This is a genomic window from Cellulomonas sp. URHD0024 (genome assembly GCF_000426185.1).
In the GTDB taxonomy this organism is placed as follows: Bacteria; Actinomycetota; Actinomycetes; order Actinomycetales; family Cellulomonadaceae; genus Cellulomonas.
Genome location: NZ_AUEW01000004.1, coordinates 22,751 through 45,713, shown reverse-complemented (window position 1 = coordinate 45,713; position 22,963 = coordinate 22,751). Strand labels below are relative to the sequence as shown.

General features: G+C 71.1%; 21 protein-coding genes. 5 read left to right on the top strand and 16 right to left on the bottom strand.

From position 1 onward, the window contains the following. Nucleotides 1-41: 41 nt before the first annotated feature. Nucleotides 42-575 carry a MauE/DoxX family redox-associated membrane protein gene (locus tag I847_RS0105305; RefSeq protein ID WP_155856022.1) on the bottom strand — a complete coding sequence of 178 codons (534 nt, stop codon included), beginning with the start codon at nt 573-575 and terminating at the stop codon, nt 42-44. 272 nt (nt 576-847) lie between these two features. Here I847_RS0105305 and I847_RS22055 point away from each other — a divergent pair, with 272 nt between their 5' ends. Beyond that, complete coding sequence (locus tag I847_RS22055) at nt 848-1,438, top strand: polysaccharide deacetylase family protein (RefSeq protein ID WP_231384096.1); 591 nt, start codon at nt 848-850, stop codon at nt 1,436-1,438. A 6-nt stretch (nt 1,439-1,444) separates the two neighbouring features. Here I847_RS22055 and I847_RS0105295 read toward each other — a convergent pair whose 3' ends face one another. Together I847_RS0105295 and I847_RS0105290 are read right to left on the bottom strand one after the other, a co-directional pair. Then, complete coding sequence (locus I847_RS0105295) at nt 1,445-2,110, bottom strand: 4a-hydroxytetrahydrobiopterin dehydratase (protein ID WP_028048862.1); 666 nt, start codon at nt 2,108-2,110, stop codon at nt 1,445-1,447. A gap of 28 nt (nt 2,111-2,138) precedes the next feature. Continuing rightward, a complete protein-coding gene (locus I847_RS0105290; protein ID WP_028048861.1) occupies nt 2,139-3,659 on the bottom strand; it encodes a peptide MFS transporter in 1,521 nt (506 codons plus the stop codon). Between the two features lie 88 nt (nt 3,660-3,747). Here I847_RS0105290 and I847_RS0105285 point away from each other — a divergent pair, with 88 nt between their 5' ends. Continuing rightward, nucleotides 3,748-5,067 carry a deoxyribodipyrimidine photo-lyase gene (locus I847_RS0105285; protein ID WP_028048860.1) on the top strand — a complete coding sequence of 440 codons (1,320 nt, stop codon included), beginning with the start codon at nt 3,748-3,750 and terminating at the stop codon, nt 5,065-5,067. A gap of 8 nt (nt 5,068-5,075) precedes the next feature. On the opposite strand, the gene I847_RS0105280 is transcribed toward I847_RS0105285, so the two are convergent. The 6 genes from I847_RS0105280 to I847_RS0105255 form a co-directional block, all read right to left on the bottom strand. Next, nucleotides 5,076-5,621 carry a GNAT family N-acetyltransferase gene (locus I847_RS0105280; protein ID WP_028048859.1) on the bottom strand — a complete coding sequence of 182 codons (546 nt, stop codon included), beginning with the start codon at nt 5,619-5,621 and terminating at the stop codon, nt 5,076-5,078. A 52-nt stretch (nt 5,622-5,673) separates the two neighbouring features. Further along, nucleotides 5,674-7,170, bottom strand: a complete 1,497-nt coding sequence (gene gatB / locus I847_RS0105275) for an Asp-tRNA(Asn)/Glu-tRNA(Gln) amidotransferase subunit GatB (protein WP_028048858.1) — start codon at nt 7,168-7,170, stop codon at nt 5,674-5,676. Then, on the bottom strand, nt 7,167-8,678 hold the full coding sequence (gene gatA, locus I847_RS0105270; RefSeq protein ID WP_028048857.1) for an Asp-tRNA(Asn)/Glu-tRNA(Gln) amidotransferase subunit GatA: 1,512 nt from the start codon (nt 8,676-8,678) through the stop codon (nt 7,167-7,169). Before gatA ends, gatB begins: the two co-directional genes overlap by 4 nt. Then, nucleotides 8,675-8,974, bottom strand: a complete 300-nt coding sequence (gene gatC / locus I847_RS0105265; RefSeq protein WP_028048856.1) for an Asp-tRNA(Asn)/Glu-tRNA(Gln) amidotransferase subunit GatC — start codon at nt 8,972-8,974, stop codon at nt 8,675-8,677. Before gatC ends, gatA begins: the two co-directional genes overlap by 4 nt. 42 nt (nt 8,975-9,016) lie before the next feature. Beyond that, a complete protein-coding gene (locus I847_RS22050) occupies nt 9,017-9,532 on the bottom strand; it encodes a VOC family protein (RefSeq protein ID WP_034609265.1) in 516 nt (171 codons plus the stop codon). A gap of 114 nt (nt 9,533-9,646) precedes the next feature. Further along, a complete protein-coding gene (locus tag I847_RS0105255; RefSeq protein WP_028048855.1) occupies nt 9,647-10,063 on the bottom strand; it encodes a hypothetical protein in 417 nt (138 codons plus the stop codon). 300 nt (nt 10,064-10,363) lie between these two features. On the opposite strand from I847_RS0105255, the gene I847_RS22045 reads away from it, so the two are divergent. Continuing rightward, nucleotides 10,364-11,335 (top strand): glycoside hydrolase family 16 protein, encoded by a 972-nt coding sequence (locus tag I847_RS22045; protein ID WP_155856021.1) that lies wholly within the window; start codon nt 10,364-10,366, stop codon nt 11,333-11,335. A gap of 117 nt (nt 11,336-11,452) precedes the next feature. Here the strand turns inward: I847_RS22045 and I847_RS0105245 are convergent, their stop codons facing one another. The 5 genes from I847_RS0105245 to I847_RS0105225 all read right to left on the bottom strand — a co-directional run bounded on the left by I847_RS0105245 (nt 11,453) and on the right by I847_RS0105225 (nt 17,381). Next, nucleotides 11,453-12,454, bottom strand: coding sequence for a sugar phosphate isomerase/epimerase (locus I847_RS0105245; protein ID WP_028048854.1), 1,002 nt, complete (start codon nt 12,452-12,454; stop codon nt 11,453-11,455). Nucleotides 12,455-12,456: 2 nt separating this feature from the next. Beyond that, nucleotides 12,457-13,632, bottom strand: a complete 1,176-nt coding sequence (locus I847_RS0105240; RefSeq protein WP_028048853.1) for a Gfo/Idh/MocA family protein — start codon at nt 13,630-13,632, stop codon at nt 12,457-12,459. 71 nt (nt 13,633-13,703) lie between these two features. After that, nucleotides 13,704-14,756 carry a substrate-binding domain-containing protein gene (locus I847_RS0105235; protein ID WP_028048852.1) on the bottom strand — a complete coding sequence of 351 codons (1,053 nt, stop codon included), beginning with the start codon at nt 14,754-14,756 and terminating at the stop codon, nt 13,704-13,706. A gap of 58 nt (nt 14,757-14,814) precedes the next feature. After that, the gene (locus tag I847_RS0105230; protein ID WP_028048851.1) at nt 14,815-15,867 is read right to left on the bottom strand and encodes an ABC transporter permease; all 1,053 of its coding nucleotides are present in this window, start codon (nt 15,865-15,867) and stop codon (nt 14,815-14,817) included. Then, nucleotides 15,864-17,381 carry a sugar ABC transporter ATP-binding protein gene (locus I847_RS0105225; RefSeq protein ID WP_034609263.1) on the bottom strand — a complete coding sequence of 506 codons (1,518 nt, stop codon included), beginning with the start codon at nt 17,379-17,381 and terminating at the stop codon, nt 15,864-15,866. The genes I847_RS0105230 and I847_RS0105225 overlap by 4 nt, the downstream gene beginning before the upstream one ends. A gap of 109 nt (nt 17,382-17,490) precedes the next feature. On the opposite strand from I847_RS0105225, the gene I847_RS0105220 reads away from it, so the two are divergent. Then, complete coding sequence (locus I847_RS0105220; protein WP_028048849.1) at nt 17,491-18,675, top strand: ROK family protein; 1,185 nt, start codon at nt 17,491-17,493, stop codon at nt 18,673-18,675. A 9-nt stretch (nt 18,676-18,684) separates the two neighbouring features. Next, a complete protein-coding gene (locus I847_RS0105215) occupies nt 18,685-19,341 on the top strand; it encodes a ThuA domain-containing protein (protein ID WP_028048848.1) in 657 nt (218 codons plus the stop codon). On the opposite strand, the gene I847_RS0105210 is transcribed toward I847_RS0105215, so the two are convergent. After that, entirely contained in the window at nt 19,338-20,615 is a 1,278-nt protein-coding gene (locus I847_RS0105210) for a GNAT family N-acetyltransferase (RefSeq protein ID WP_034609369.1), read from the bottom strand. The genes I847_RS0105215 and I847_RS0105210 overlap by 4 nt on opposite strands. Before the next feature lie 92 nt (nt 20,616-20,707). Continuing rightward, entirely contained in the window at nt 20,708-22,948 is a 2,241-nt protein-coding gene (gene ligA, locus I847_RS22040) for an NAD-dependent DNA ligase LigA (protein WP_369751707.1), read from the bottom strand. Nucleotides 22,949-22,963: the final 15 nt, after the last annotated feature.

Here is a 22,963-nt window from a genome sequence, read left to right as displayed (position 1 = left end):
ACTCCTTCGTTGCGGGGTTCGAGGGGTTGAGGGGTTCGAGCTCAGAGCGCGCCCGCCGGACGCAGGAGGTCGCTCAGGTCGTCGAGCAGGACGATCGCGCCCACGACGACGACGGACACGACGAGGGCCAGGAGCACACCCGCCACCTCGACCGGTGCCGAAGCGGGGAGCGCCACGACGAGGGCCGCCACGATCAGCCCGACGTTGCGCGCGACGTGCCGGGGAGCCGGCGCTGCGTCCGAGGCCCCGAGGCAGTGGCACGGCGCGGCGTCGCGTCGGCGGATCGCACCGAGCAGCGCGATCGAGAAGACGACGAGCTCGACGACGGCGACACCACCCCCGACGCGGACGATGGTTCCCGAGCCGAGAACGAGGCCCGCCGCCAGTGCGACGACCACGATCGACTCCCCCAGCAGGGCGAGGGCCACGGCGGGCGCCGGCGGCAGATGCGGGGCGAGATGCGCGGCGGCGTCGACGGCGTCCCTGCGTGCCGCGCGCGATCGCGCCTTGCCGAGGAACGCGACGGCGAAGACGCCGATCAGCACCATCCCGGCACCGAGCCGAAAATAGGTCACCTCAACCGCCCCCTGTGCGTCGCCGTTGACCGCAGATGCCCCACTACGAGCATCCCGAGAGTGTGCCGAACAGGGACATAGAGGTCAATGCTTACTGACAAGTCAGTAAGCGAGTCGCGGCGCGTCGTTCGATTGCCGTGGGGCATGGTCGCCACGGTCGTCACCTCACCGACCTCCTTGGCTAGAGTTCCCTGGTGGCACGGCGAGGACGACCTCTGGCCTCGGGCACCGGAGCTCGCGGCCGCCCAGGTGGCGCGACGGACACGGACCACGTGACCCGCGCTGCCGGAACCGGGCTCGTCTGCGCGCTGACCTTCGACGACGGCCCCAACGGCGCGACGACCGAGGCGCTGCTGGACTTTCTGCGGGCGCACGACATCCGGGCAGTGTTCTGCGTGATCGGGCGGCAGGTCACCGCGCCCGGCGGGGCGGCCGTCCTTCGACGCATCGTGCGCGACGGCCACCCGCTCGGGAACCACACGACGCGGCACGACGACCTCGGAGACTGGCCGGCCGAGCGCGTCCGCGCCGACCTGGTCGAGAACCTGGCGATCATCAGGTCCGCCGCGCCCGACGCGCAGGTCCCCTACTACCGCGCACCCAACGGCAGCTGGGGCGTCTCCGCCGAGGTCGCGGCATCGCTCGGCATGCGACCGCTCGGCGTGCTCAACACCATCGACGACTGGTCGACGCAGGACGTCCCCACCCTGACGGCGTACCTGCGCGCGGCCATGCGCCCCGGCGAGCTGGTCCTCGCCCACGACGGTGGCGGCGACCACCGCACCGGGACGCTCGCCGCGGTCACGGCCGTCGTCGAGGAACGGCTGGCGCAGGGCTGGACGTTCACCCTCCCCGCCGAGTAGCCCTCGTCAGCTGTTCGAGCGCCCCTGCCAGGTGCAGACGCACGCCTCGTTGCCCTCCTTGTCGGCGAGAACCCAGAACGCCGGTGCGGCACCGTCGTCGAGCAGGTGCCCGCCGGCCGCGATCGCCGCCGTGACCCGCGCCTGGGCCTCGTCGTGCGGCACCAGGACGTCGAGATGGATCCGGTTGCGCTGCGGGCGCGGCTCGTCCATCTGCTGGAACCAGAACGTCGGCCCTACGCCGGCCGGGTCCGCGAGCTCGCTGCTGCTGCCGACCTTTCGTTCGTCGTACGCCAGGACCGCCCGCCAGAACGGCCGTACGCCCGGGATGTCGATCGCGTCGATCGCGATCTCGACGATCTCCGACTTCGGCGGCTTCCCGGTCAGGCTCAGCTCGTCGGCGAGCGCACTGATCGTCCGGGCGAGGTCCACGTCCCGCTGCGTCAGGCCGCCCGCGTCGTGGCTCACCGTGGTCACCGCGACCTCACCCCAGCGCAGCAGCACGTCCGGGTGGTGGTCGGCCGCGTCCGCGGCCTGCGCGATGCGGGCGACGAACGCGGCGGCACCGGCGAAGTCGTCGGCCCCGAACGTCGCCCGAAGCCTTCCGCCGATGACCCGCCAGTGCCGGTCGTCGACCTGGTCGGTCACGACGGACCACGTCAGTACCTCAGACATGCTCGACCACCTCTCCGTCATCCCGACGTCAGTGCTGCAGCGCTGCCTCGCCCGCCGTCTCGGCGCCCGCCTTGATGTGCCGGGTCACCCAGGGAGCGACCGCGAACATCCCGCCCGCGAACGCGAGCGAGACCAGCCCGATGACACCGAAGTACGCCGTGTCGCTGACGCCCTCGGTGCTCTGGATGAGCTGGGCGGTGATCGCGTTCCCGGCCGCGGGCGCCAGGAACCACAGCGCCATGGCCTGGCCGCGGAACGCGCGCGGTGCGAGCAGCGTCGTCGCGGCGAGGCCCACCGGAGACAGGCACAGCTCGCCGATGGTCTGGATCACGTAGACGGTCACGAGCACCCACGACGGCGCCTTGTCCTCCCCGATCACGGCCGACGCCGCGGCCAGGAAGACGAAGCTCAGCGCCGCGAACATGAGCCCCAGCGCGAACTTCACCGCTGTCGGCGGCCGGTCGTCGAGCTTCAGCCAGATCCAGGCGAAGACCGGCGCCAGGATGATGATCGCGGCCGGGTTGACCGACTGGAAGAACTCGGGCGGGATCGCGATGCCCAGGATGTGCAGGTCGGTGCGGTCCTTCGCGAACGACGACAGCGTGTTGGCGGCCTGCTCGAAGATCATCCAGAAGAGCGTCGCCGCGATGAACAGCGGGATGTAGGCGCGCAGTCGGGTGCGCTCGTGCGCCGTCACCTTGCGCGACCGGAACATCACCAGGAACGTCGCGATCGGGGCCGCGAACGCGAGGTAGGACACGGCGTCGACCAGCGCCTCGATCCCGAAGCCGCCCCGCACCCAGACCGCGATCGCGACCGCCACCGCGATGCCACCGAGGACCATGAGCAGGAGCCGGACGACGGCGGGCCGGTCGGCCCGGGTCAGCGGGTTGGGGACGGCGTCGCCCGCGCCGCCCAGGTACTTGCGGCCCGCGACGAAGAACACCAGGGCGAAGCCCATCCCGATCGCAGCGACCGCGAAGCCGGCGTGGTACCCGCCCCACTCTCGGGCGAGCCCGACGAGGAACGGGGCGGCGAGGGAGCCGATGTTGATGCCCATGTAGTAGATCGAGAACCCGGAGTCACGCCGGGGGTCGTCGCGGTCGTACAGCTCGCCCACCATGCTGGAGACGTTCGGCTTGAGCAGGCCGGTGCCGAGTGCGACCAGGCAGATGCCGAGGAACGAGAAGCCGGCCGCCGGGATGGTGAGGAAGATGTGCCCGGCGGCGATGACGATCCCGCCGTAGAGGACCGAGCGGCGTGAACCGATCATGCGGTCCGCGAGCCAGCCGCCCAGCACGGACAGCAGGTAGACCGACGAGCCGTAGATCGCGACGAGCGCCTCGCCCGACGCCTTCTCGATCCCGAGGCCGCCCTTGGCCACGGAGTCGGTCAGGTAGTACAGCAGGATCGCGCGCATCCCGTAGTAGCTGAACCGCTCCCACAGCTCGGTGTTGAAGAGCGTGAAGAGCCCGTACGGATGCCCGAAGAACCCGCGGTCACGTGGAAGCGTGTCGCGCTTGGGTGCCGCGTTCTCGACGCCGGTCATGCCTTCATCGTGGCCCGCAGGGTGCCGGTGCACCAGCCGCACGGCACCCCGGAGAGCGCACCGGTGCCCGCGCGGATAGCGTCGCCGGGTGCCGACGATCCACTGGTTCCGCCGCGACCTGCGCCTCGCGGACAACCCGTCGTTGCTCGCCGCGGTGGAGGCGGCACGGGCCGACGACGGCCTCGTCGTACCCCTGTTCGTCGTCGACCCGGTCCTGTCGGCCACCGCGGGCGCACCGCGACTCGCCTACCTGACGCACTCCCTGCGGGCGCTCGACGAGTCCCTCGGTGGGCGTCTCGTGGTCCGGCACGGGCGCCCCCGCGACGTCGTGCCGGCGGTCGCGTCCGAGGTCGGGGCCTCGCAGGTGCACGTCACCGCCGCGACCGAACCGTACGGTCGGCGGCGCGACGAGGGCCTCTCCCTCGTCCGCACGGGCTCGCCCTACGCCGTCGCGCCGGGTCGCCTGCTCACACGAGGCGGCACGCCGTTCCAGGTGTTCACGCCGTTCCGGCGTGCCTGGCTGGACCACGGCTGGGCTCCGCCGGCACCCCGACCGACCGGGAGCCCGTGGGCGCACCTGCGGTCCGACAGCATCCCGGTCCCGCCCGCCACCGACGTCCGGCTCCCACCAGCGGGCGAGGCCGCGGCCCTGCGGCGTTGGCAGGAGTTCCTGCGCGACGGACTGGCGCGGTACGCGACCGATCGGGACCGACCCGACCTCGACGGCACGTCACGCCTGTCCGTCCCGCTGAAGTACGGCGAGCTGCACCCGCGGACGCTCCTCGCGGGGCTGCCCGCCTCAGCAGACGTGTTCCGCTCCGAGCTGGCCTGGCGGGAGTTCCACGCCGACGTGCTCTGGCACCACCCGACCGCTGCGCACACCTCGCTGCGCGACGTCGTGCCCGACGACGCCTGGGCCGCGGGCCGTGCGGAGCTCGCGGCGTTCGCCGCCTGGGCCGAGGGCCGGACCGGGTACCCGATCGTCGACGCCGGGATGCGCCAGCTGCGGGCGCTCGGCTGGATGCACAACCGTGTCCGCATGGTCGTCGCCTCGTTCCTGGTGAAGGACCTGCACGTGCGCTGGCAGCGCGGCGCGGAGCACTTCATGGCCTGGCTGGTCGACGCAGACGTGTCGCAGAACCAGCTCAACTGGCAGTGGGTGGCGGGCACCGGCCGCGACGCCGCACCGTACTTCCGGGTGTTCAACCCGGTGACGCAGGGCCGCACGTTCGACCCGTCCGGGTCCTACGTCCGGCAGTGGGTCCCGGAGCTGCGCGGAGTCGACGGGGTCGCCGTGCACGAGCCGTGGCGGCTCCGGACACCGCCCGACGGCTACCCGGCGCCCATCGTCGACCATGCCGTCGAGCGGAAGGTCGCGCTGGACGACTTCCACCGCGCCCGTGACTGACGCTCGCCTCAGTCCAGCTGGGCGGCGCGGTACTCGTCCTCGAGGATCGCCATGATGATCGCGTCGCACCAGCCGTCACCGTCGCGGTAGGCGTCGCGCTTGCGACCCTCCACGCGGAAGCCGATGTTCTCGTAGAGCGACTTGGCGCGCGCGTTGATGCTGAGCACGTCGAGCTCGACGCGATGCAGCCCGAGGCCGTCGAACGCCAGCCCGAGGACGAGCTGGATGCCCTCGGTGCCGTAACCACGGCCGCGGTACTGCGGACCCATCGAGAGGCGCAGGCCGGCCGACCCGACGATCTCGTCGACGTCGCTCAGCACGATCTCACCGCGGAACGTGTCGTCCCCGTCGACGGTGACGGCGAAGTCGTAGCGGCCCTCGGCGGACTCCCGACTGGCGCACCACGCGTCGATCTCCTCGCGTGTGAACTTGGCCGTCGTGCCGGTCAGCCGCCGGCCGTCCGGGTCGTCGAGCATCTCCCACATGGCGTCCGCGTCGCTCGCGCGGATCGGTCGGAGCACGATCATCTCGCCCTGCAGCGTGGGCTTGTCCATCGGCTGCTCCTCTCGGGTGCACCGACACTACGACGAGCGTGTGCCGGGCAGGTTACGAGCCGATCCGCTCGAGCAGCAGCTCCCGCACGCGGCCTGCGTCCGCCTGCCCACGCGTCGCCTTCATGACGGCCCCGATGATCGCGCCGACCGGCCCGAGGTTGCCCGAGCGGATCTTCTCGGCGATGTCGGGCTGCGCGGCGAGCGCGCCGTCGATCGCGTCGAGCAACGGACCGTCGTCGGACACGACGCCCAGGCCGCGGGCGGCCACGACGTCCGCCGGGTCGCCCTCGCCCGCCAGCACGCCCTCGAGCACCTGGCGGGCGAGCTTGTCGTTGATCGCGCCGTCGTCGACGAGCTTCTGCAGCTGGCCGATCTGCGTGGGCGTCACGGGGAGCGCCTCGAGCTCGACGTCCTGCTGCTTGGCGGTACGGGCCAGCTCGCCCATCCACCACTTGCGCGCGGCGGCCGGGCTGGCGCCCGCGGCGATCGTGGTCTCGATGAGCTCCACGGCGCCGGCGTTGACGACGTCGCGCATCTCGGCGTCGGCGTACTCCCACTCGGCCTGCAGCCGGCGGCGTCGCGCGGCCGGCATCTCCGGGAGACCCGCACGGATCTCCTCGATCCACGCGCGGTCCGGGGCGATCGGCACGAGGTCGGGCTCCGGGAAGTACCGGTAGTCCTCCGCGTCCGACTTCACGCGGCCGGACGCCGTGGTCCCGGTGTCCTCGTGCCAGTGCCGCGTCTCCTGGATGATCGCGATCCCGTCGTCGAGGACGCCTGCCTGCCGGCTGACCTCGTAGCGCACGGCCCGCTCGACCGACCGGAACGAGTTGACGTTCTTGGTCTCCGTGCGGGTGCCGAGCACCGACTCGGGCGTCGGACGGATCGACACGTTGACGTCGGCGCGGACGTTGCCGCGCTCCATCCGCGCCTCCGACACGCCCAGTGCGCGGAAGATGTCGCGCAGCGTCTGCACGTACGCCCGCGCCACCTCCGGCGCCCGCGAGCCGGCGCCCGTGATCGGCTTGGTGACGATCTCCACCAGCGGGATGCCCGCACGGTTGTAGTCGACCAGCGAGTACTCGGCGCCGTGGATGCGACCGTCGGAGCCACCGATGTGGGTGTTCTTGCCGGCGTCCTCCTCCATGTGCGCACGCTCGATCTCGACGCGGAAGATGCTGCCGTCGTCCAGCTCGACGTCGACCCAGCCCTCGTAGGCGATGGGCTCGTCGTACTGCGACGTCTGGAAGTTCTTGGGCACGTCCGGGTAGAAGTAGTTCTTCCGCGCGAACCGGCAGTTCTCGGCGATCGAGCAGTTCAGCGCCAGGCCGATGCGGATCGCGTACTCGACGGCGGTCGCGTTCACGGCCGGCAGCGCGCCGGGCAACCCGAGCGAGACGGGGGTGACCTGCGTGTTCGGCTCGGCACCGAACGTGACCTCCGCGCCGTCGAACATCTTGGTGCGGGTGCCGAGCTCGACGTGCACCTCGATCCCGATCACCGTGTCGTAGCGGTCGACGGCGTCGTCGTAGTCCACCAGCGTGCTCATCGCGCGATCTCCAACTCGGGGGCCTTCAGCAGCAGCGGACCTTCCCAGGCCGTCTCCAGCAGCATCTCCAGCGCCGCGCCGACGCGGTACAGCCGGTCGTCGGCCTTGGCCGGGGCGAGGATCTGGAAGCCGACGGGCAGGCCGTCGTCGGACAAGCCCGAGGGCAGCGACATCCCCGGGATCCCGGCGAGGTTGGCGGGGATCGTCGCGACGTCGTTCAGGTACATGGCGAGCGGGTCGTCGAGCTTCTCGCCGAGCCTGAACGCCGTGGTGGGCGCCGTCGGGGAGACGAGCACGTCGGCCTGCCCGAACGCGGCGTCGAAGTCGCGCTGGATGAGCGTGCGGACCTTCTGCGCCGAGCCGTAGTAGGCGTCGTAGTAGCCGGCCGACAGGGCGTAGGTGCCCAGGATGATGCGGCGCTTGACCTCGTCGCCGAACCCCTGGCCGCGGGTGGCCGCCATGACACGTTCGGCGGTCGGGTTGTCCTCGGGGACGACCCGCAGGCCGAACCGCATGCCGTCGAACTTGGCCAGGTTGCTGGACGCCTCGGCCGGCAGGATCAGGTAGTACGCCGCGAGCGCGTAGGTGAAGTGGGGGCAGGAGACCTCGACGATCTCGGCTCCCGCGCCCTGCAGGACCTCGAGCGACTCGTGGAACCGTGCGAGCACGCCGGGCTGGTAGCCCTCGCCCTGCAGCTCGGTGATGACGCCGACGCGCACGCCCGACAGGTCCCCGGTCGCGCCCAGCTGCGCCGCGGCGACGAGCCCCGGCAGCGGCTCGTCGATCGACGTCGAGTCACGCGGGTCGTGCCCACCGATCAGCTCGTGCAGCAGCGCCGAGTCGAGGACCGTGCGGGTGACCGGACCGGCCTGGTCCAGCGACGACGCCAGCGCGATGAGCCCGTAGCGGGACACCCCTCCGTACGTGGGCTTCACGCCGACCGTGCCGGTGACCGCGGCAGGCTGACGGATGGAGCCGCCAGTGTCCGTGCCGATGGCCAGCGGAGCCTCGTAGGCGCCGACGGCCGCAGCCGAACCGCCGCCCGAACCACCAGGGATCCGGTCGAGGTCCCAGGGGTTGTGGGTGTTGCCGTACGCGGAGTGCTCCGTGGAGGAGCCCATCGCGAACTCGTCCATGTTGGTCTTGCCCAGGATCGGCAGCCCGGCGGCCTTGATCTTCTCGACGAGCGTCGCGTCGTACGGCGGGACCCAGCCCTCGAGGATCTTCGAGCCGGCCGTCGTCGGCAGCCCCTTCGTCACGACGACGTCCTTGACGGCGATCGGGACGCCGGCGAGGGCGTGCAGGGTCTCCCCCGCGGCACGGCGCCTGTCGACGTCGGCCGCTGTAGAGAGCGCCTCGTCGCCGGACACGTGCAGGAACGCGTGCACCGCGTGCTCGACGTCGGCGATCCGGTCGAGGTGCGCCTGCGTCGCCTCGACGCTGGACACCTCCTTCTTGGTCAGGGCGTCCGCGAGCGCGGCGGCCGAGATGCGCGTCAGGTCGCTCACGCGTCCTCCCCCAGGATCTGCGGGACCGCGAACTTGCCGTCGATCGACGCGGGCGCGGACGCGAGCACGAGGTCCCGGTCCACCGGGGCCTCGGGCACGTCGGCACGGAACACGTTGGTCAGCGGCAGGGGGTGGCTGGTGGCCGGCACGTCGGGCGTGGCGATCTCGCTCACGCGCGCGACCGACTCGACGATGACGTCGAGCTCGCCCGCAAGGCGGTCGAGCTCCTCCGGCGTCAGGTCGATCCGTGCCAGGCCCGCCACGCGCGCGACCTCGTCGCGAGAGAGGGTGGACATGACCGGAAGTCTAGACGTGTCGGCTCACCCGCTCCCCAACCCTCACACGGTGGCGACCGGGCGACCCACCCCTGGACCAGGCGTCGACGCACGGTCGGCCGCCGCGTACAGCGTGGCGACGTCGATCTTGGCCATGGTGAACATCGCGGTCAGGGCGCGGTGGGCGCGCGCGGGGTCCGGGTCGGCGAGGAGCGCGGGGAGGGCCTCGGGGATGACCTGCCACGACAGGCCCCACCGGTCGATCAGCCACCCGCACTGGCTGGGCATGCCGCCGTCCGCGAGCAGGGCGTCCCACAGGCGGTCGCACTCCTGCTGGTCGGGAACGACGATCTGCAGCGAGAACGCGTCGCTGTGCGGATGCCCCGGCCCGCCGTTGAGGGCCTGGATCTCGAGCCCGTCGAGCACGAAGGTCACGTTGAAGGCTGTCCCGGCGGGTTGCGGACCACCCTCGCCGTAGCGGGCGACCTCGACGATCCGCGAGTTCGGGAAGAGGCTGACGTAGCGCTCGGCGGCCTGTTCCGCCTCGTCGTCGAACCACAGGAACGGGGTGATGGACATCTCGGTACCTCCGACGTGTGCGACGCGTGGCCCGGTGCCTCGTCGTCCCTCATGCGGTGGTCGGAGCCGCCGCGGCATTCTCGACACACCAGCGACAATCGGGTCGGCCGCGACTCAACCCCGCGGATCGACGGCCGCCACGACGAGCGCCAGCACCGCCTGCGCATAGGCGTCGGCGGCGTCGTCGGCCGAGAACACCTGCTCCGGGCGGCCGACGAGCTCGACCAGAACCTGGTAGCCACCCCACGTCGAGCGCGCCAGGCTGCGGAACGTGCCGCCCAGGAGCTCGCGCAGCTGGTCCTCGCGGGGCAGCCACAAGGCGTCCTCCTGCCGCACCGAGTCGAGCGCCCACTCGGTGGTCCCGTTGAACCCCAGCACCGTGCCGGTCGGGTACTCGCGCGGCTCGACCACCATGTCGGCGATCGTGAACACCTGGTCTTCGAGCACCCGGACGGCGAACGCGTCACCGGCGCGCGGGTTCCAACGCAGCCCGGCGGCGTGCAGCTGCTCTGCTCGCGCGATGCTGATCATGCGACCGGCCCGAGGACCGCGGCCGCCGGGGCGAGCACGGACGCCCGCGCCGCGGAGGCCGGCCTGTCGTGTACCGCACGGACGCCAGTCATCCTCGTATCGTGCCCGACTCGCCCGACTTCGGCCGGTTGCCGGCCGGTTCCGTCGTGCTCGTCGGTCCCGAAACCCACACGCTCCGGCCACCCGGGCCGATAGACCCCTTCGGAAGCGCTTACCAGCCAGTAGTGTGCGACCCCCGACCAGCGCTGATCCGTCACGTGCGGACAGCGATCCTCCCCAACGAGAAGACCTGATCAGATGATGAGAGTGCGACGGACGACGGTGTCCGCGATGATCCTCGGCACGGCGATGCTCGGCACGGCCCTGCTCGGCGCGAGCGCCGCCTCCGCAGCCGGGACGAGCACCTGCAGCGCTCTCTTCGACGACTTCAGCTACACCTCCCCGAACGACAGCGCCTTGACCGGCAACGGCTGGCAGGCACGCACCAACGCGGGCGGTCCCGGCGTCGTGGGCGCGGCGTGGTCGTCGAGCAACATCTCCTTCCCGACGGTGGACGGCTCGAAGGTCGCACGGCTCACCGCCTACACCACCGGGAACGCCGGCGGCACGTCGCAGGCCGAGCTCCTCACCGGAGAGCGCCGGTTCAAGGACGGGACCTACGCCAGCCGGATCAGGTTCACCGACAGCCCGACGTCCGGCAAGGACGGTGACCACGTCAACGAGACCTTCTTCGCGATCGGTCCGCAGCAGCGCTTCGACTACGACCCGGACTACAGCGAGCTCGACTTCACGGAGTACCTGCCCAACGGCGGCTGGGGCGCCCGCGGTCCGATCGCGTACCAGACGAGCTACAACGGCTACCGCCTGGAGCCGTGGGACCCGCACAACGCGCACTCGCAGCAGACGAGCAGCCTGAACGGCTGGCACACCGTGGTGACGCAGGTGTGGGACGGGCACGTGAAGTACTACATGGACGGCGCGCTGCTCGGTGACCACACCGTCGACGAGCAGACCGGCCAGTACCCCGTCGCGCCTCGGGTCCCGATGTCCGTGAACTTCAACCTCTGGTTCATCGACATCGCCGGCCACAAGGGCGCCCGCAGCACGTACACCGAGGACGTCGACTGGTTCTACTACGCGAAGGACCAGGTGATCGCGCCCGGCGAGGTCACCGCGACCGCGACGTCGCTGCGCTCCTCCGGGACGACCCACCTGGACACCGTGGACTCGGGTCTGTGCGGCGGCTCCACGACGACCCTCGTCAAGCGCTGACCGGCCGGAGCCGACACAGGTCGAGCGCCGTCCGCGCCGTGGCCCCTCAACCACGGTGCGGACGACGCTCGTCCCCAGTTCGAGACGCGCACGCACTCCCGATCGTGCGCGTCTCCCTCAGCGTGTGCTGAACGCAGCGTCGAACGACGCAGCGGGAGCGTCGAACGCGTTGCGACGGACGAACTCGAGGGCCTGCGGTGCACCCACGAGCCGGTCCATCCCCGCGTCCTCCCACTCCACCGAGATCGGCCCCGCGTAGCCGATCGAGTTGAGCACACGGAAGGCGTCCTGCCACGGCACGTCGCCGTTGCCGGTGGAGACGAAGTCCCAGCCGCGTCGGGGATCGCCCCACGGCAGGTGGCTGCTCAGCCGGCCGTTGCGACCGTTGCCCAGCCGCTTCTTCGTGTCCTTGCAGTCGACGTGGTAGATCCGGTCCCGGAACTCCCACAGGAAGCCGACCGGGTCCAGGTCCTGCCAGACGAAGTGGCTGGGGTCCCAGTTGAGGCCGAACGCGGGCCGGTGCCCGATGGCCTCGAGCGTGCGCACGGTCGTCCAGTAGTCGTAGGCGATCTCGCTGGGGTGCACCTCGTGCGCGAACCGGACGCCGACCTCGTCGAACACGTCGAGGATCGGGTTCCACCGGTCGGCGAAGTCCTGGTAGCCGGCCTCGACCGTCTCCGCCGAGACCGGCGGGAACATCGCGACGTACTTCCAGATGCTCGAGCCCGTGAAGCCGACGACCACCTCGACGCCGAGCTTCGCGGCGATCCGTGCGGTGTGCTTCATCTCCTCGGCGGCCCGCTGCCGGACTCCCTCCGGGTCGCCGTCGCCCCACACACGGTCCGAGACGATGTCCCGGTGTCGCTGGTCGATCGGGTCGTCGCAGACGGCCTGGCCCTTGAGGTGGTTGGAGATCGCGAAGACCTGGAGGTTGTACTTCTCCAGCAACGCGAGCTTGCCGGCGACGTACTCGTCGTCGTCCCAGCGCCAGGGGTCCAGGTGGTCGCCCCAGCAGGCGATCTCGAGGCCGTCGTAGCCCCAGCCGGAAGCGAGCCGGGCCACCTCCTCGAACGGCAGGTCGGCCCACTGGCCGGTGAACAGGGTGATCGGTCGTGCCATCGTCAGCTCTCCTCGTTCACAGAAGTCCACGTGCTGCGGTTCGCCGCCGAGCGCTCCACGGCGTCGAGCACCCGCTGGATCGCCAGACCGTCCGCGAAGCTCGGCTCCGGCTGCCGCTGCTCCGCGATCGCCGTCACCAGGTCCACGGCCTGGTGCGTGAACGCGTGCTCGTACCCGAGCCCGTGACCCGCCGGCCACCACGCTGCTACATAGGGGTGCTCGGGCTCGGTGACGACGATCCGCCGGAAACCGGCTTCGACGGCGGGCTGCGCGACGTCGAAGAAGTGCAGGACGTTCATGTCCTCGAAGTCGAACGCCACCGAACCGGCCGAGCCGTTGATCTCCAGGCGGATCGCGTTCTTGCGGCCCCAGGCGAACCGGGTCGCCTCGAAGGTCGCGACTCCGCCGCCGGACATCCGACCCAGGAAGATCGCGGCGTCGTCCACCGTCACGGGGCCCGTCTCGGCGCCGGCCGTGCCGTGCAGCCCCGACGAGGCCGTGGCCACCGGTCGCTCGTGCACGAACGTCTCGAGAACCGCCGAGACGCCGGTGACCTGCTCGCCCGTGACGAACTGCGCGAGGTCGACGATGTGCGCGCCGATGTCACCGAGCGCGCCCGAGCCGGCCTTCTGCTTGTCCAGGCGCCAGGACAGCGGCGCGTTCGCGTCGGCGATCCAGTCCTGGAGGTACTGCGCGCGCACGTGCCGGACGGTCCCGATCCGCCCGTCGGCCACGAGCTGGCGGGCCAGCTGGATCGCGGGCACCCGCCGGTACGTGAAGCCGACCATGGCCAGCTGGCCGTTGGCGCGGGCTGCCTCTGCGGCCTGCGCCATGGCGACCGCCTCGGACACGCTGTTGGCGAGCGGCTTCTCGCACAGCACGTGCTTGCCGGCAGCCAGCGCCGCGATCGCGATCTCGGCGTGCGTGTCCCCGGGGGTGCAGATGTCCACGAGGTCGATGTCGTCGCGGGTGACGAGCGCCTTCCAGTCCGTCTCGACGCTCGACCAACCGAGCCGTTGCGCGGCAGCGGTGACGGCGGCCTCGTCGCGACCCGCGATCGCTGCCATGTCCACGTGCAGGGGCAGGTCGAAGAAGTGCGGTGCCGTGCGCCACGCCTGCGAGTGCGCGACGCCCATGAACGCGTACCCGACCATGCCGACGCCGAGACGCTCTGTCATGTCTCTGGTCCTTCCTGTCGGTGCTGCCGGGCGGGCCGCGGACGACCCGCCCGGCACGAGGTGGCTGGTGGTCAGGACTCGAACGCGGTCGGCAGGAACTGGTCCACGTTCTCCTTGGTCACGACGGGCGCGAACAGCTGGATCTTGCGCGGCACCTGCACGTCCACGAGGTCGCTCATGGCCTTCTCCTGCACGAGCAGCCGGGCGAGCTTGACGCCGTCGGCAGCCTGCGTGGACGGGTAGACGACCGTCGCCTTGAGCACCGTGTTGTCGGCCTTGATGGCGTCCATGACGTTCTTCGATCCGGCACCGCCGACCATGAAGAACTCGTTGCGACCCGCGGCCTCGATCGCTGCCAGGACGCCGACGCCCTGGTCGTCGTCGTGGTTCCAGATGGCGTCGAGGTGCGGCTGCGCCTGCAGGAGGTTGGCTGCCGCCGCCTCGCCGCCCTGGACGGTGAAGTCCGCGGCGACGCGGGCGTCGACCTTCAGCCCGCAGGTTCCGAGCGCGTCCTTGAAGCCCTTGCTGCGGTCCTGCGTCAGCGGGAGGGAGTCGATTCCGGCGATCTCGGCGACCTTGGCGCCGGCCTTTCCGCCGAGCTGCTCGCAGATGTAGCTGCCGGCGCTGACGCCCATGCCGTAGTTGTCGCCGAGGATCGTCGTGCGGGCGGCGTTCGGGTCGTCGAACTCACGGTCCACGTTCACCACGACGATGCCGGCGTCCATCGCCTTGTTGGCAACCTCCGTCAGTGCGGCCCCGTCGAAGGGCAGGAGCACGATGGCGTCGACGCCGTCGTTGATGAACTGCTCGATCTGGCTGATCTGCAGGTTGACGTCGTTGGTGGCCTCGGCCTGCTTGAGCTCCACGTCCGAGTACTTCGCGGCCTCGTCGACCGCGGACGCGGTGATCGAGCCCATCCAGCCGTGGTCCGCCGCCGGAGCCGAGAAGCCGATGACGACCTTGTCGCCCGGCTCGTCGTTGCCGCCGGCCGCGACGGGCGCCGGGGCGGCGCTCTCGCTGCCCTTGTCGGTCGGCGTGTTGGACGTGCAACCGGCGACGACGAACGCGAGGGCCGCAGTGGCGCCGGCGACGGCGAGCCAGCGGTGGCGAAGGGGTGCGGACATGACGATCCTCCTTGATCGGAACTGCTGTGCTGGGTGGGCTGTGCGTGCCTGTGGTGCGTCAGGTTTTCGAGCGTGACCGGTCGGCGATCCGCTGCTGGAGCATGACGGCGACGACGATGATCACGCCCTTGGCCACGGCCTGAGCCGAGATGGACAGGTTGTTCTGCGTGAAGATGTTGGAGAGCGTCGTGAAGATCAAGACGCCCAGGACGGTGCCGACGATGGTGCCGCGGCCCCCGGCGAGGAGCGTGCCGCCGACGACGACGGCTGCGATGGCGTCCAGCTCGTAGAGCTGGCCGTTGGTGGAGCTGCCTGCCGTGGTCCGGCCCAGCATCATGACGCCGCCGATGCCGGCCGCGAGACCGGAGAGGGCGTACAGGTACATCGTGTGGCGCTTGACCTTGATCCCCGCGAGGCGGGCAGCCTCGGGGTTGCCGCCGACCGCGATGGTGCGACGGCCGAACGTCGTGCGGTTGAGCAGGATCCAGCCGGCCACCGCGACGACGACGAAGATCCAGACCAGCGTCGGGATCCCGAACGGGTCGGCGAGGAAGAAGTCCTTGAAGCCCTGGACCCTGACGACCTGGGTCTGGCGCCTGGCGATGATCTCCGCCAGGCCCCGCGCCGCGACCAGCATGGACAGCGTCGCGATGAACGCGACGACCTTGCCGTAGGCGATGAGCACGCCGTTGACCAGGCCCGCGCAGAGCCCCACGGCGAGCGCGCAGACCACCATGACACCCCAGTTGAGGTTCCCTGCGAGCGTCTGGGTGGCCAGCGTGGTCGCCCAGACCGACGCAAGCCCGACGACCGAGCCGACCGAGAGGTCGATGCCGCCGCCCGTGATGACGAAGGTCATCCCGATGCTCAGCACTCCGAGGACCGAGGCCAGACGCAGGATCGTCAGGAGGTTGTTGACGCTCGCGAACCGGTCCCCCGCCGTCACCACCCCGACGATGCAGATCGCGACGAGGGCGATCACCAGGCCGAGGTTGCGACCGGCGGCGCCGTGCAGGACGCCCTTGCGAGGCGCCTTCACCTGGTCCTGGGTGATCGTGTCCTCGACCGCCGCGCCCCGGGCGGCTGGCACCTCGATCTCCTGGTCGCTCATGCGGCACTTCCTTCCATGACGAGGTCGAGCACTCGGTGCTCGTCGATACCGGACGCAGGCCCGTCGTGGACCACGCGCCCTTCGGAGACCACGAGGATCCGGTCGGACAGGCCGATGACCTCGGCGATCTCGCTGGAGACGACGACCACGGCGGCCCCGCTCTTCGCGAGGTCCGCGATCAACGCGTAGATCTCGGCACGGGCGCCGACGTCGACGCCCCGCGTCGGTTCGTCGAGCAGCAGGACCCGGCAGCCGTGCACGAGCCAGCGTGCGAGGAGCACCTTCTGCTGGTTGCCGCCGGACAGCGTGCGGGCGGTGCGCTCCGGGTCCGACGGCCGGACGTCGAGCGCGTCGATCTGCACCTTCGCGGCGCGGCGTTCGGACCGCTCGTCGAGGAACGAGGCGTTGGCCGTCCGCGTGAACGTGGAGAGCGTGATGTTGCGGTACACGGGCTCGTCGAGGATCAGGCCCTGGCTCTTGCGCTCCTCGGGGCACAGCCCGATGCCGGCCTCGACGGCTTTGCTCACCGCGCCGGCGCGCAGCGCCTGGCCGCCGACGCTCACCGTGCCGGCCGTGCGCTTGCGGGCGCCGAAGATCGTCTCGAGGATCTCCGTGCGTCCCGAGCCGACCAGCCCCGCGAGGCCGACGACCTCCCCCGCACGGACGTCGAAGGACACGTCACGGAACGCGCCCTTCAGACCCAGTCCGTCGACGTGCAGCACCGTCGGCGCGTCGTCGGCGACCGGGGGCCGCGGCGGGATCGCGTACTCGACCGTGCGGCCGGTCATCAAGCGGATCAGCTCGGCGGTCGGCGTGTCGGCCACGGGCAGACCCGTCGCGACGGTGCGGCCGTCCTTGAGCACCGTGATGCGGTCGCCGATCTGGCGGATCTCTTCCAGTCTGTGCGAGATGTAGACGACCGCGACGCCCGAGCTGGTGAGCTCACGCACCACCCGGAACAGGTTCTTGACCTCTTCGGAGTCGAGCACGGCGGAGGGCTCGTCCATGACGATGACGCGGGCGTCGTGGGAGAGCGCACGCGCCATGCTGACGATCTGCTTGCCGGCCGCGGACAGGCGTCCGACCTCGCGGTGCGGCGAGATGTCGCCGTGGCCAAGCCTCTTGAGGATGGTGCGGGTGTTGGCGGTGGCGGCGCGCCGCTGGGAGAACCCGCCGACCGCCAGCTCGTGCCCGAGGTAGACGTTCTCGGCGACCGACAGGCCGTCGACGACGTCGAGCTCCTGGTACATGGTCGCGATGCCGAGCTTGAGCCCCGCGACCGGGTGGGAGATGGTCACGGGCGAGCCGTCGACCAGGATCTCGCCCTCGTCGGGCTGGTGCGCTCCGGCGAGGACCTTGATCAGCGTCGACTTGCCGGCACCGTTCTGACCGAGCAGGCAGTGCACCTCGCCGGCACGGATGTCGAGGTCGACGCCGTCGAGGGCCCGGGCGCCGGGGAAGTGCTTGACGATGCCGCGCATGTGGAGGAGCACGGGAGGGTCTGCATTGACCATGTCGGAAAAACTAGGGCGAACTTCTGTCGTGCGTCAAGCAAAAGTCGCGCTGCTCGTGTCAGAGTTATGCGAACGTGACCTACACAAGGCGAGATGGTTCACTGTGCGCATGGACGAGCTCCTCAAGTTCGCCCCCAGGCCGACGGGCGCCGGGGAGATGTTCCAGCTGCTTCGCGACGGACAGCCGCGCACCCGCTCGGACCTGGCAACACTCACCGGTCAGGCGCGCTCCACGATCGCCGCGCGTGTGGACCTCCTGCTGTCCTCGGGGTTCGTCACCCCCGCCGGCGAGGCCACCTCGACCGGGGGCCGTCCGCCCGCCACGTTCGCGTTCAACCCGGCCGCCCGTGCGGTCCTCGCGGTCGACCTCGGTGCCACGCACGCCCGCCTCGCGCTGACCGACCTCGTCGGCACCGTGCTCGCGGAGGTGGGCGAGCCGATCGCGATCGCCGAGGGTCCCGCCGCGGTGCTGGACCGGGTGGTGGCCCTGGGCCACGGCCTGCTCGAGACGGCCAACCGTCCCCTGTCCGACCTCGTCAGCGTCGGCGTCGGCCTCCCCGGACCGGTCGAGCACTCGTCGGGACGCCCGATCAACCCGCCGATCATGCCGGGCTGGGACGACGCCGACGTGCCCGGTCACCTGTCGCGACGCCTGCAGCACGTCCCGGTCCTCGTCGACAACGACGTCAACGTCATGGCCCTCGGCGAGCACACCTCGCAGTGGCCCACCGTCGACCACCTGCTGTTCGTCAAGGTCGCCACCGGCATCGGCGCCGGCATCATCTCGGACGCCCAGATCCGCCGCGGCGCCCAGGGTGCCGCCGGAGACCTCGGACACATCGCGGTCCCCGGCGGACCGGACCTGCCCTGCCGGTGCGGCAACACCGGCTGCCTCGAAGCCCTGTCCAGCGGACCCGCCATCGCCGACGCCCTGCGCGCCGCGGGGGTGGCCGCCTCGACGAGTGCCGACGTCGTCGCCCTGGTGCGGGCGGGCGACCCCGACGCCAGCCGAGAGGTCCGCGAGGCCGGCCGGCGCATCGGCGACGTGCTCGCCGCGTGCGTGAGCATGCTGAACCCGTCGGTGATCGTCATCGGAGGCATCGTCGCCGAGGCCGGGGAGCAGCTGCTGGCCGGCATCCGCGAGGTCGTCTACCGTCGATCACTGCCGCTCGCCACGCAGCACCTGCGCATCGTCGCGTCCCGGACCAAGGGCCGGGCCGGCGTGCTCGGCGCGTCCGCGATGGCGTCCGACCATGTCCTGTCCGCCGCGGCGATCGACGCCCTGATCTCCTAGGAGCCTGACGTGACCAAGCAAGCCCTCGTCGTCCAGGGCGGGTGGGACGGCCACGCTCCCGCAGAGGCCGTCGACCTCTTCGTGCCGTTCCTGCGCGAGCACGACTTCGAGGTCGTCGTCGAAGCATCGCTCGAGGCCTACGCCGACTCCGCGCTGATGGCCTCGACCGACCTGGTCGTGCAGTGCTGGACCATGGGCGAGATCCTCGCCGACGAGCTCCACGGCCTGCGCGACGCGGTCGCCGCCGGCACCGGCCTCGCCGGCTGGCACGGTGGGATCGTCGACTCCTTCCGGATGGCGACCGACTACCTGCAGCTCGTCGGCGCCCAGTTCGCGGCGCACCCCGGCGGGATCGTCGACCACGCCGTCACGCTCGTGCCGTCCCGTGCCGACCACCCGATCGTCGAGGGACTCTCCGACTTCAGCCTGCGCTCGGAGCAGTACTGGCTCCTCGCCGACGACCTGAACGACGTGCTCGCCACCACCACGATCGCGCCGGGTCCCGACGACCCGTGGCACGCACCCGTGACGTCACCCGCCGTCTGGACACGCCCCTGGGGCAGCGGTCGCGTGTTCGTCTGCGCACCCGGGCACCAGCTGGCCGACCTCGAGCTGCCCCCCGTTCGCACGATCATCGAGCGCGGGCTCCTCTGGGCGGCCCGTTAGCCCCCTGATCGTGCGTCGCGCTCCCGGTAGGCATACCGGTCCGCGGGCTGGAAGCCCAGACCCCAGTAGAGCGCCGCGGCAGCCGCGTTGTGGGCCTCGACCTGCAGGAACGCCCGCTGGGCACCACGATCGCGCCCGTCGTGCAGGGCATGCAGCGTGAGCGCCCGTGCGAGGCCGCGACGTCGCGCCGAGCCGTCGACGACCAGGCAGGACACCGCCGCCCAGTCGTCGACCACCGTGACCCGGACGACCGCCAGCGGTGTCGCGGAGTAGGTCGACGTCATCGACAGGTAGAGCGCGGGGACGCCGGTGAGGATCGCGCGTCCGGTGTCCCGGTCGGCGGCGTCGTTCTTGGCGCCGAGCCAGAGCTCCAGCCAGGCGTCGTCCGGTTCGTCGCGCTCCGAGATCCGCACACCGGGCAGCTCGAGCCGGGCGGGCAGCACGGGCTCCCCCACGAGCGAGCGGACGAGCACGTCGGTCTCGGCGACCGTCCGGTAGCCGCGGGCGTCGAGCAGCGCGGCAACCTCCTCCCCCTGCCCGTCCCCGCCGGGCCGAGGAGTGCGGACGATGCTCGGCAGACCGGCCTGCGAGTACATGCGCTCGATCCGGTCGAGCGCATCCCCGGGGCGCATCGCCGTACCGGTGAGCAAGGCGCTGTTACCCCGGCGCGTGAGTCCGTCGGAGATCCCGACCCGCCAGCCGTCGACGTCCTCGACCCTCAACGGTGGCCAGGTCCGTGACTCCACGAGTGCGCCCGGCGCCTCCGGTGGCGTCCACGTCTGCACCCGGAGGTGCACGTACTGGTGCCCCCAGTCACGGTCCGGCGCGCGGACGAAGCCCAGCCGTGCGTAGAGCCGGTGCGCGGTGACCATCGAGTCGAGCGTCGAGAGCACGACCCGCCGCGCACCCGACGCGACCGCGTACCCGAGCGCGGCTCGCATCAGCGCCTCCGCGATACCGCGTCCCCGGGCACGCGGGGCCACCGCGAGCATCCGCACCTCGAGCTCGCCGGGCTCGGCGATCTCGGCGTAGTCCGTGCCGTACCGCGCCAGCGTCACCGTTCCGACGACCGTCGCGGTGCCGTCGGACTCCACGCAGGGAACCGTCGCGACGAGCAGGATCGCCTCTCGGGCACGCCGGGCGGCGTCCCGGAGCTGGGCCTCGTACTCGTCGTCCTCGTCGAGCAGCCGGTCCGCGAGGTAGGCCTCGGCCGTGAGCGCACCCGCGCCCGCGATCTCGTCGGCGCGCGCCAACCGGACGGTCGGACCGGTCACCTCCGCCACCTTCACGACGAACCCCTCACGAAGAACCCTTCACGACGACCTTCACGACCAACCCTTGCGAGAGCCCTGCTGAGCACCGGTGGTCACTCGTCTTCGTCGGTCGCAGCCACCGAGCCGCCCTCGTTGGTCCCGTCCGTCTCGCCATCCCCGAGCCCCGCAGGGCCCTCGGCGAGCAGCGTCACGAAGCCGGCCTCGTCCAGGATCCGCAGCCCGAGCTCGCGCGCCTTGGTCTCCTTCGAGCCAGCGTTCTCCCCGACCACCACATAGTCCGTCTTCTTGGACACGCTGCTCGACGACTTGCCGCCCCGCGACAGGATCGCCTCCTTGGCCTCGTCGCGGTTGAGCCCCTGCAGACCGCCCGTGACCACGACCGTCAGGCCCTCGAGCGTCCGCGGCATCGACTCGTCGCGCTCGTCCTGCATCCGCACACCGGCGTCGGCCCACTTCCGGACGATCTCGGCGTGCCACTTGTCCTCGTCCTCAGGCTGGTCGAACCAGGCGCGGACGGCGGTCGCGATGGTGGGCCCGACGCCCTCGACGGAGGCGAGCTCGTCCTGGCCGGCCTCACGGATGGCGTCGAGACTGGCGAAGTGCTTGGCCAGCTCGCGCGCCGCGCTCGGTCCGACGTGCCGTATGGAGAGCGCCACGATGACGCGCCAGAGCGGCTGCTCCTTCGCCTTCTCGAGGTTGGTGAGCAGCGCCTCCCCGATCGCGTTGAGGTCCCCCGCCTCCCGCACCCGGCCCGCCACCTTCGAGGTGGTCGAGAGCGTGAACTGCGGCACCTTGCGCAGGTCGTCGGCGCCCAGGGAGAACAGGTCGCCCTCGTCCGTCACCACGCCGGCCGCCAGCAGGCTGTTCGCGGCCTGCTCGCCGAGCGCCTCGATGTCGAACGCCCCGCGTGACGCTACGTGGTACAGCCGTTCACGCAGCTGAGCCGGGCACGACCGCGTGTTCGGGCAACGGATGTCGACGTCGCCCTCCTTGCTCGGCGCCAGCGTGGTGCCGCAGGACGGGCACTGCGTCGGCATGACGAACTCCACCTCCGTGCCGTCTCGGAGGTCCACCACCGGTCCGACGATCTCGGGAATGACGTCGCCCGCCTTGCGCAGCACCACGGTGTCGCCGATCAGCACGCCCTTGCGTCGCACCTCGCTGGCGTTGTGGAGCGTCGCCATCTCGACGGTCGACCCCGAGACGAACACCGGCTCCATCACCCCGAACGGCGTCACCCGTCCCGTGCGGCCGACGTTCACGCGGATGTCGAGCAGCTTCGTGTTGACCTCTTCGGGCGGGTACTTGTACGCGATCGCCCACCGGGGAGCCCTGCTCGTCGCGCCGAGCCGTCGCTGGAGCGCGATCTCGTCGACCTTGACGACGATGCCGTCGATCTCGTGCTCGACGTCGTGCCGGTGCTCGCCGTTGTAGGCGATCATCTCCCGCACGCCGTCCAGGCCCTGCACCACCTTGGTGTGCCCCGAGACGGGGACCCCCCACGAGGCGAGCAGGTCGTACACCTGAGACTGCCGCTCGATCCCCACGCCACCGCCGGGCGCCCACTGGAGCGCGCCGATGCCGTGCGCGTACATCCGCAGGTCCCGCGACGCCGTGACGCGAGGGTCCTTCTGCCGCAGCGAGCCGGCGGCGGCGTTGCGCGGGTTGGCGAACGGCGCCTTGCCGGCCGCGACCTGCGACGCGTTGAGCTGCGCGAACGCCTCGACCGGCAGAAACACCTCGCCGCGGATCTCGATCAGGTCAGGGTGCGTCGACGGGTCGCCGCCCAGGACGTCGGGGATCGTCGAGATGGTGCGGACGTTCAGGGTGACGTCCTCGCCCGTGCGACCGTCCCCGCGGGTCGCCGCGCGGGTGAGTCGGCCCTTCTCGTACAGCAGGGCGATCGCCAGCCCGTCGATCTTGAGCTCGCACAGGTAGTGCAGCGCGGCGTCCGCCTCGAGGTCACGGTGGACCCGATCCGCCCACGACGAGATGTCCTCGTCGGAGAACGCGTTGTCGAGCGAGAGCATCCGCTCCACGTGGCCGACCGACGCGAACTCCGTCGAGAACGTGCCGCCCACCCGCTGCGTCGGCGAGTCGGGGGTGCGCAGCCCCGGGTGCTCGTCCTCGAGCGCCTGCAGCTCGCGCAGCCGCTCGTCGTACTCCTTGTCCGACGACACGGGCGCGTCGCGGACGTAGTACGCGAACTGGTCCGCGTCGATCAGGTCTGCCAGCTCGGCCCAGCGATGCCGGGCCTCGGCCGGGATCTCGTGGTCGGCGGAGGCGCTGACGGCCGCTGTACCGACAGGGGCCTCGTCGATCTCTTCACTCACGGTCCCATCATGTCG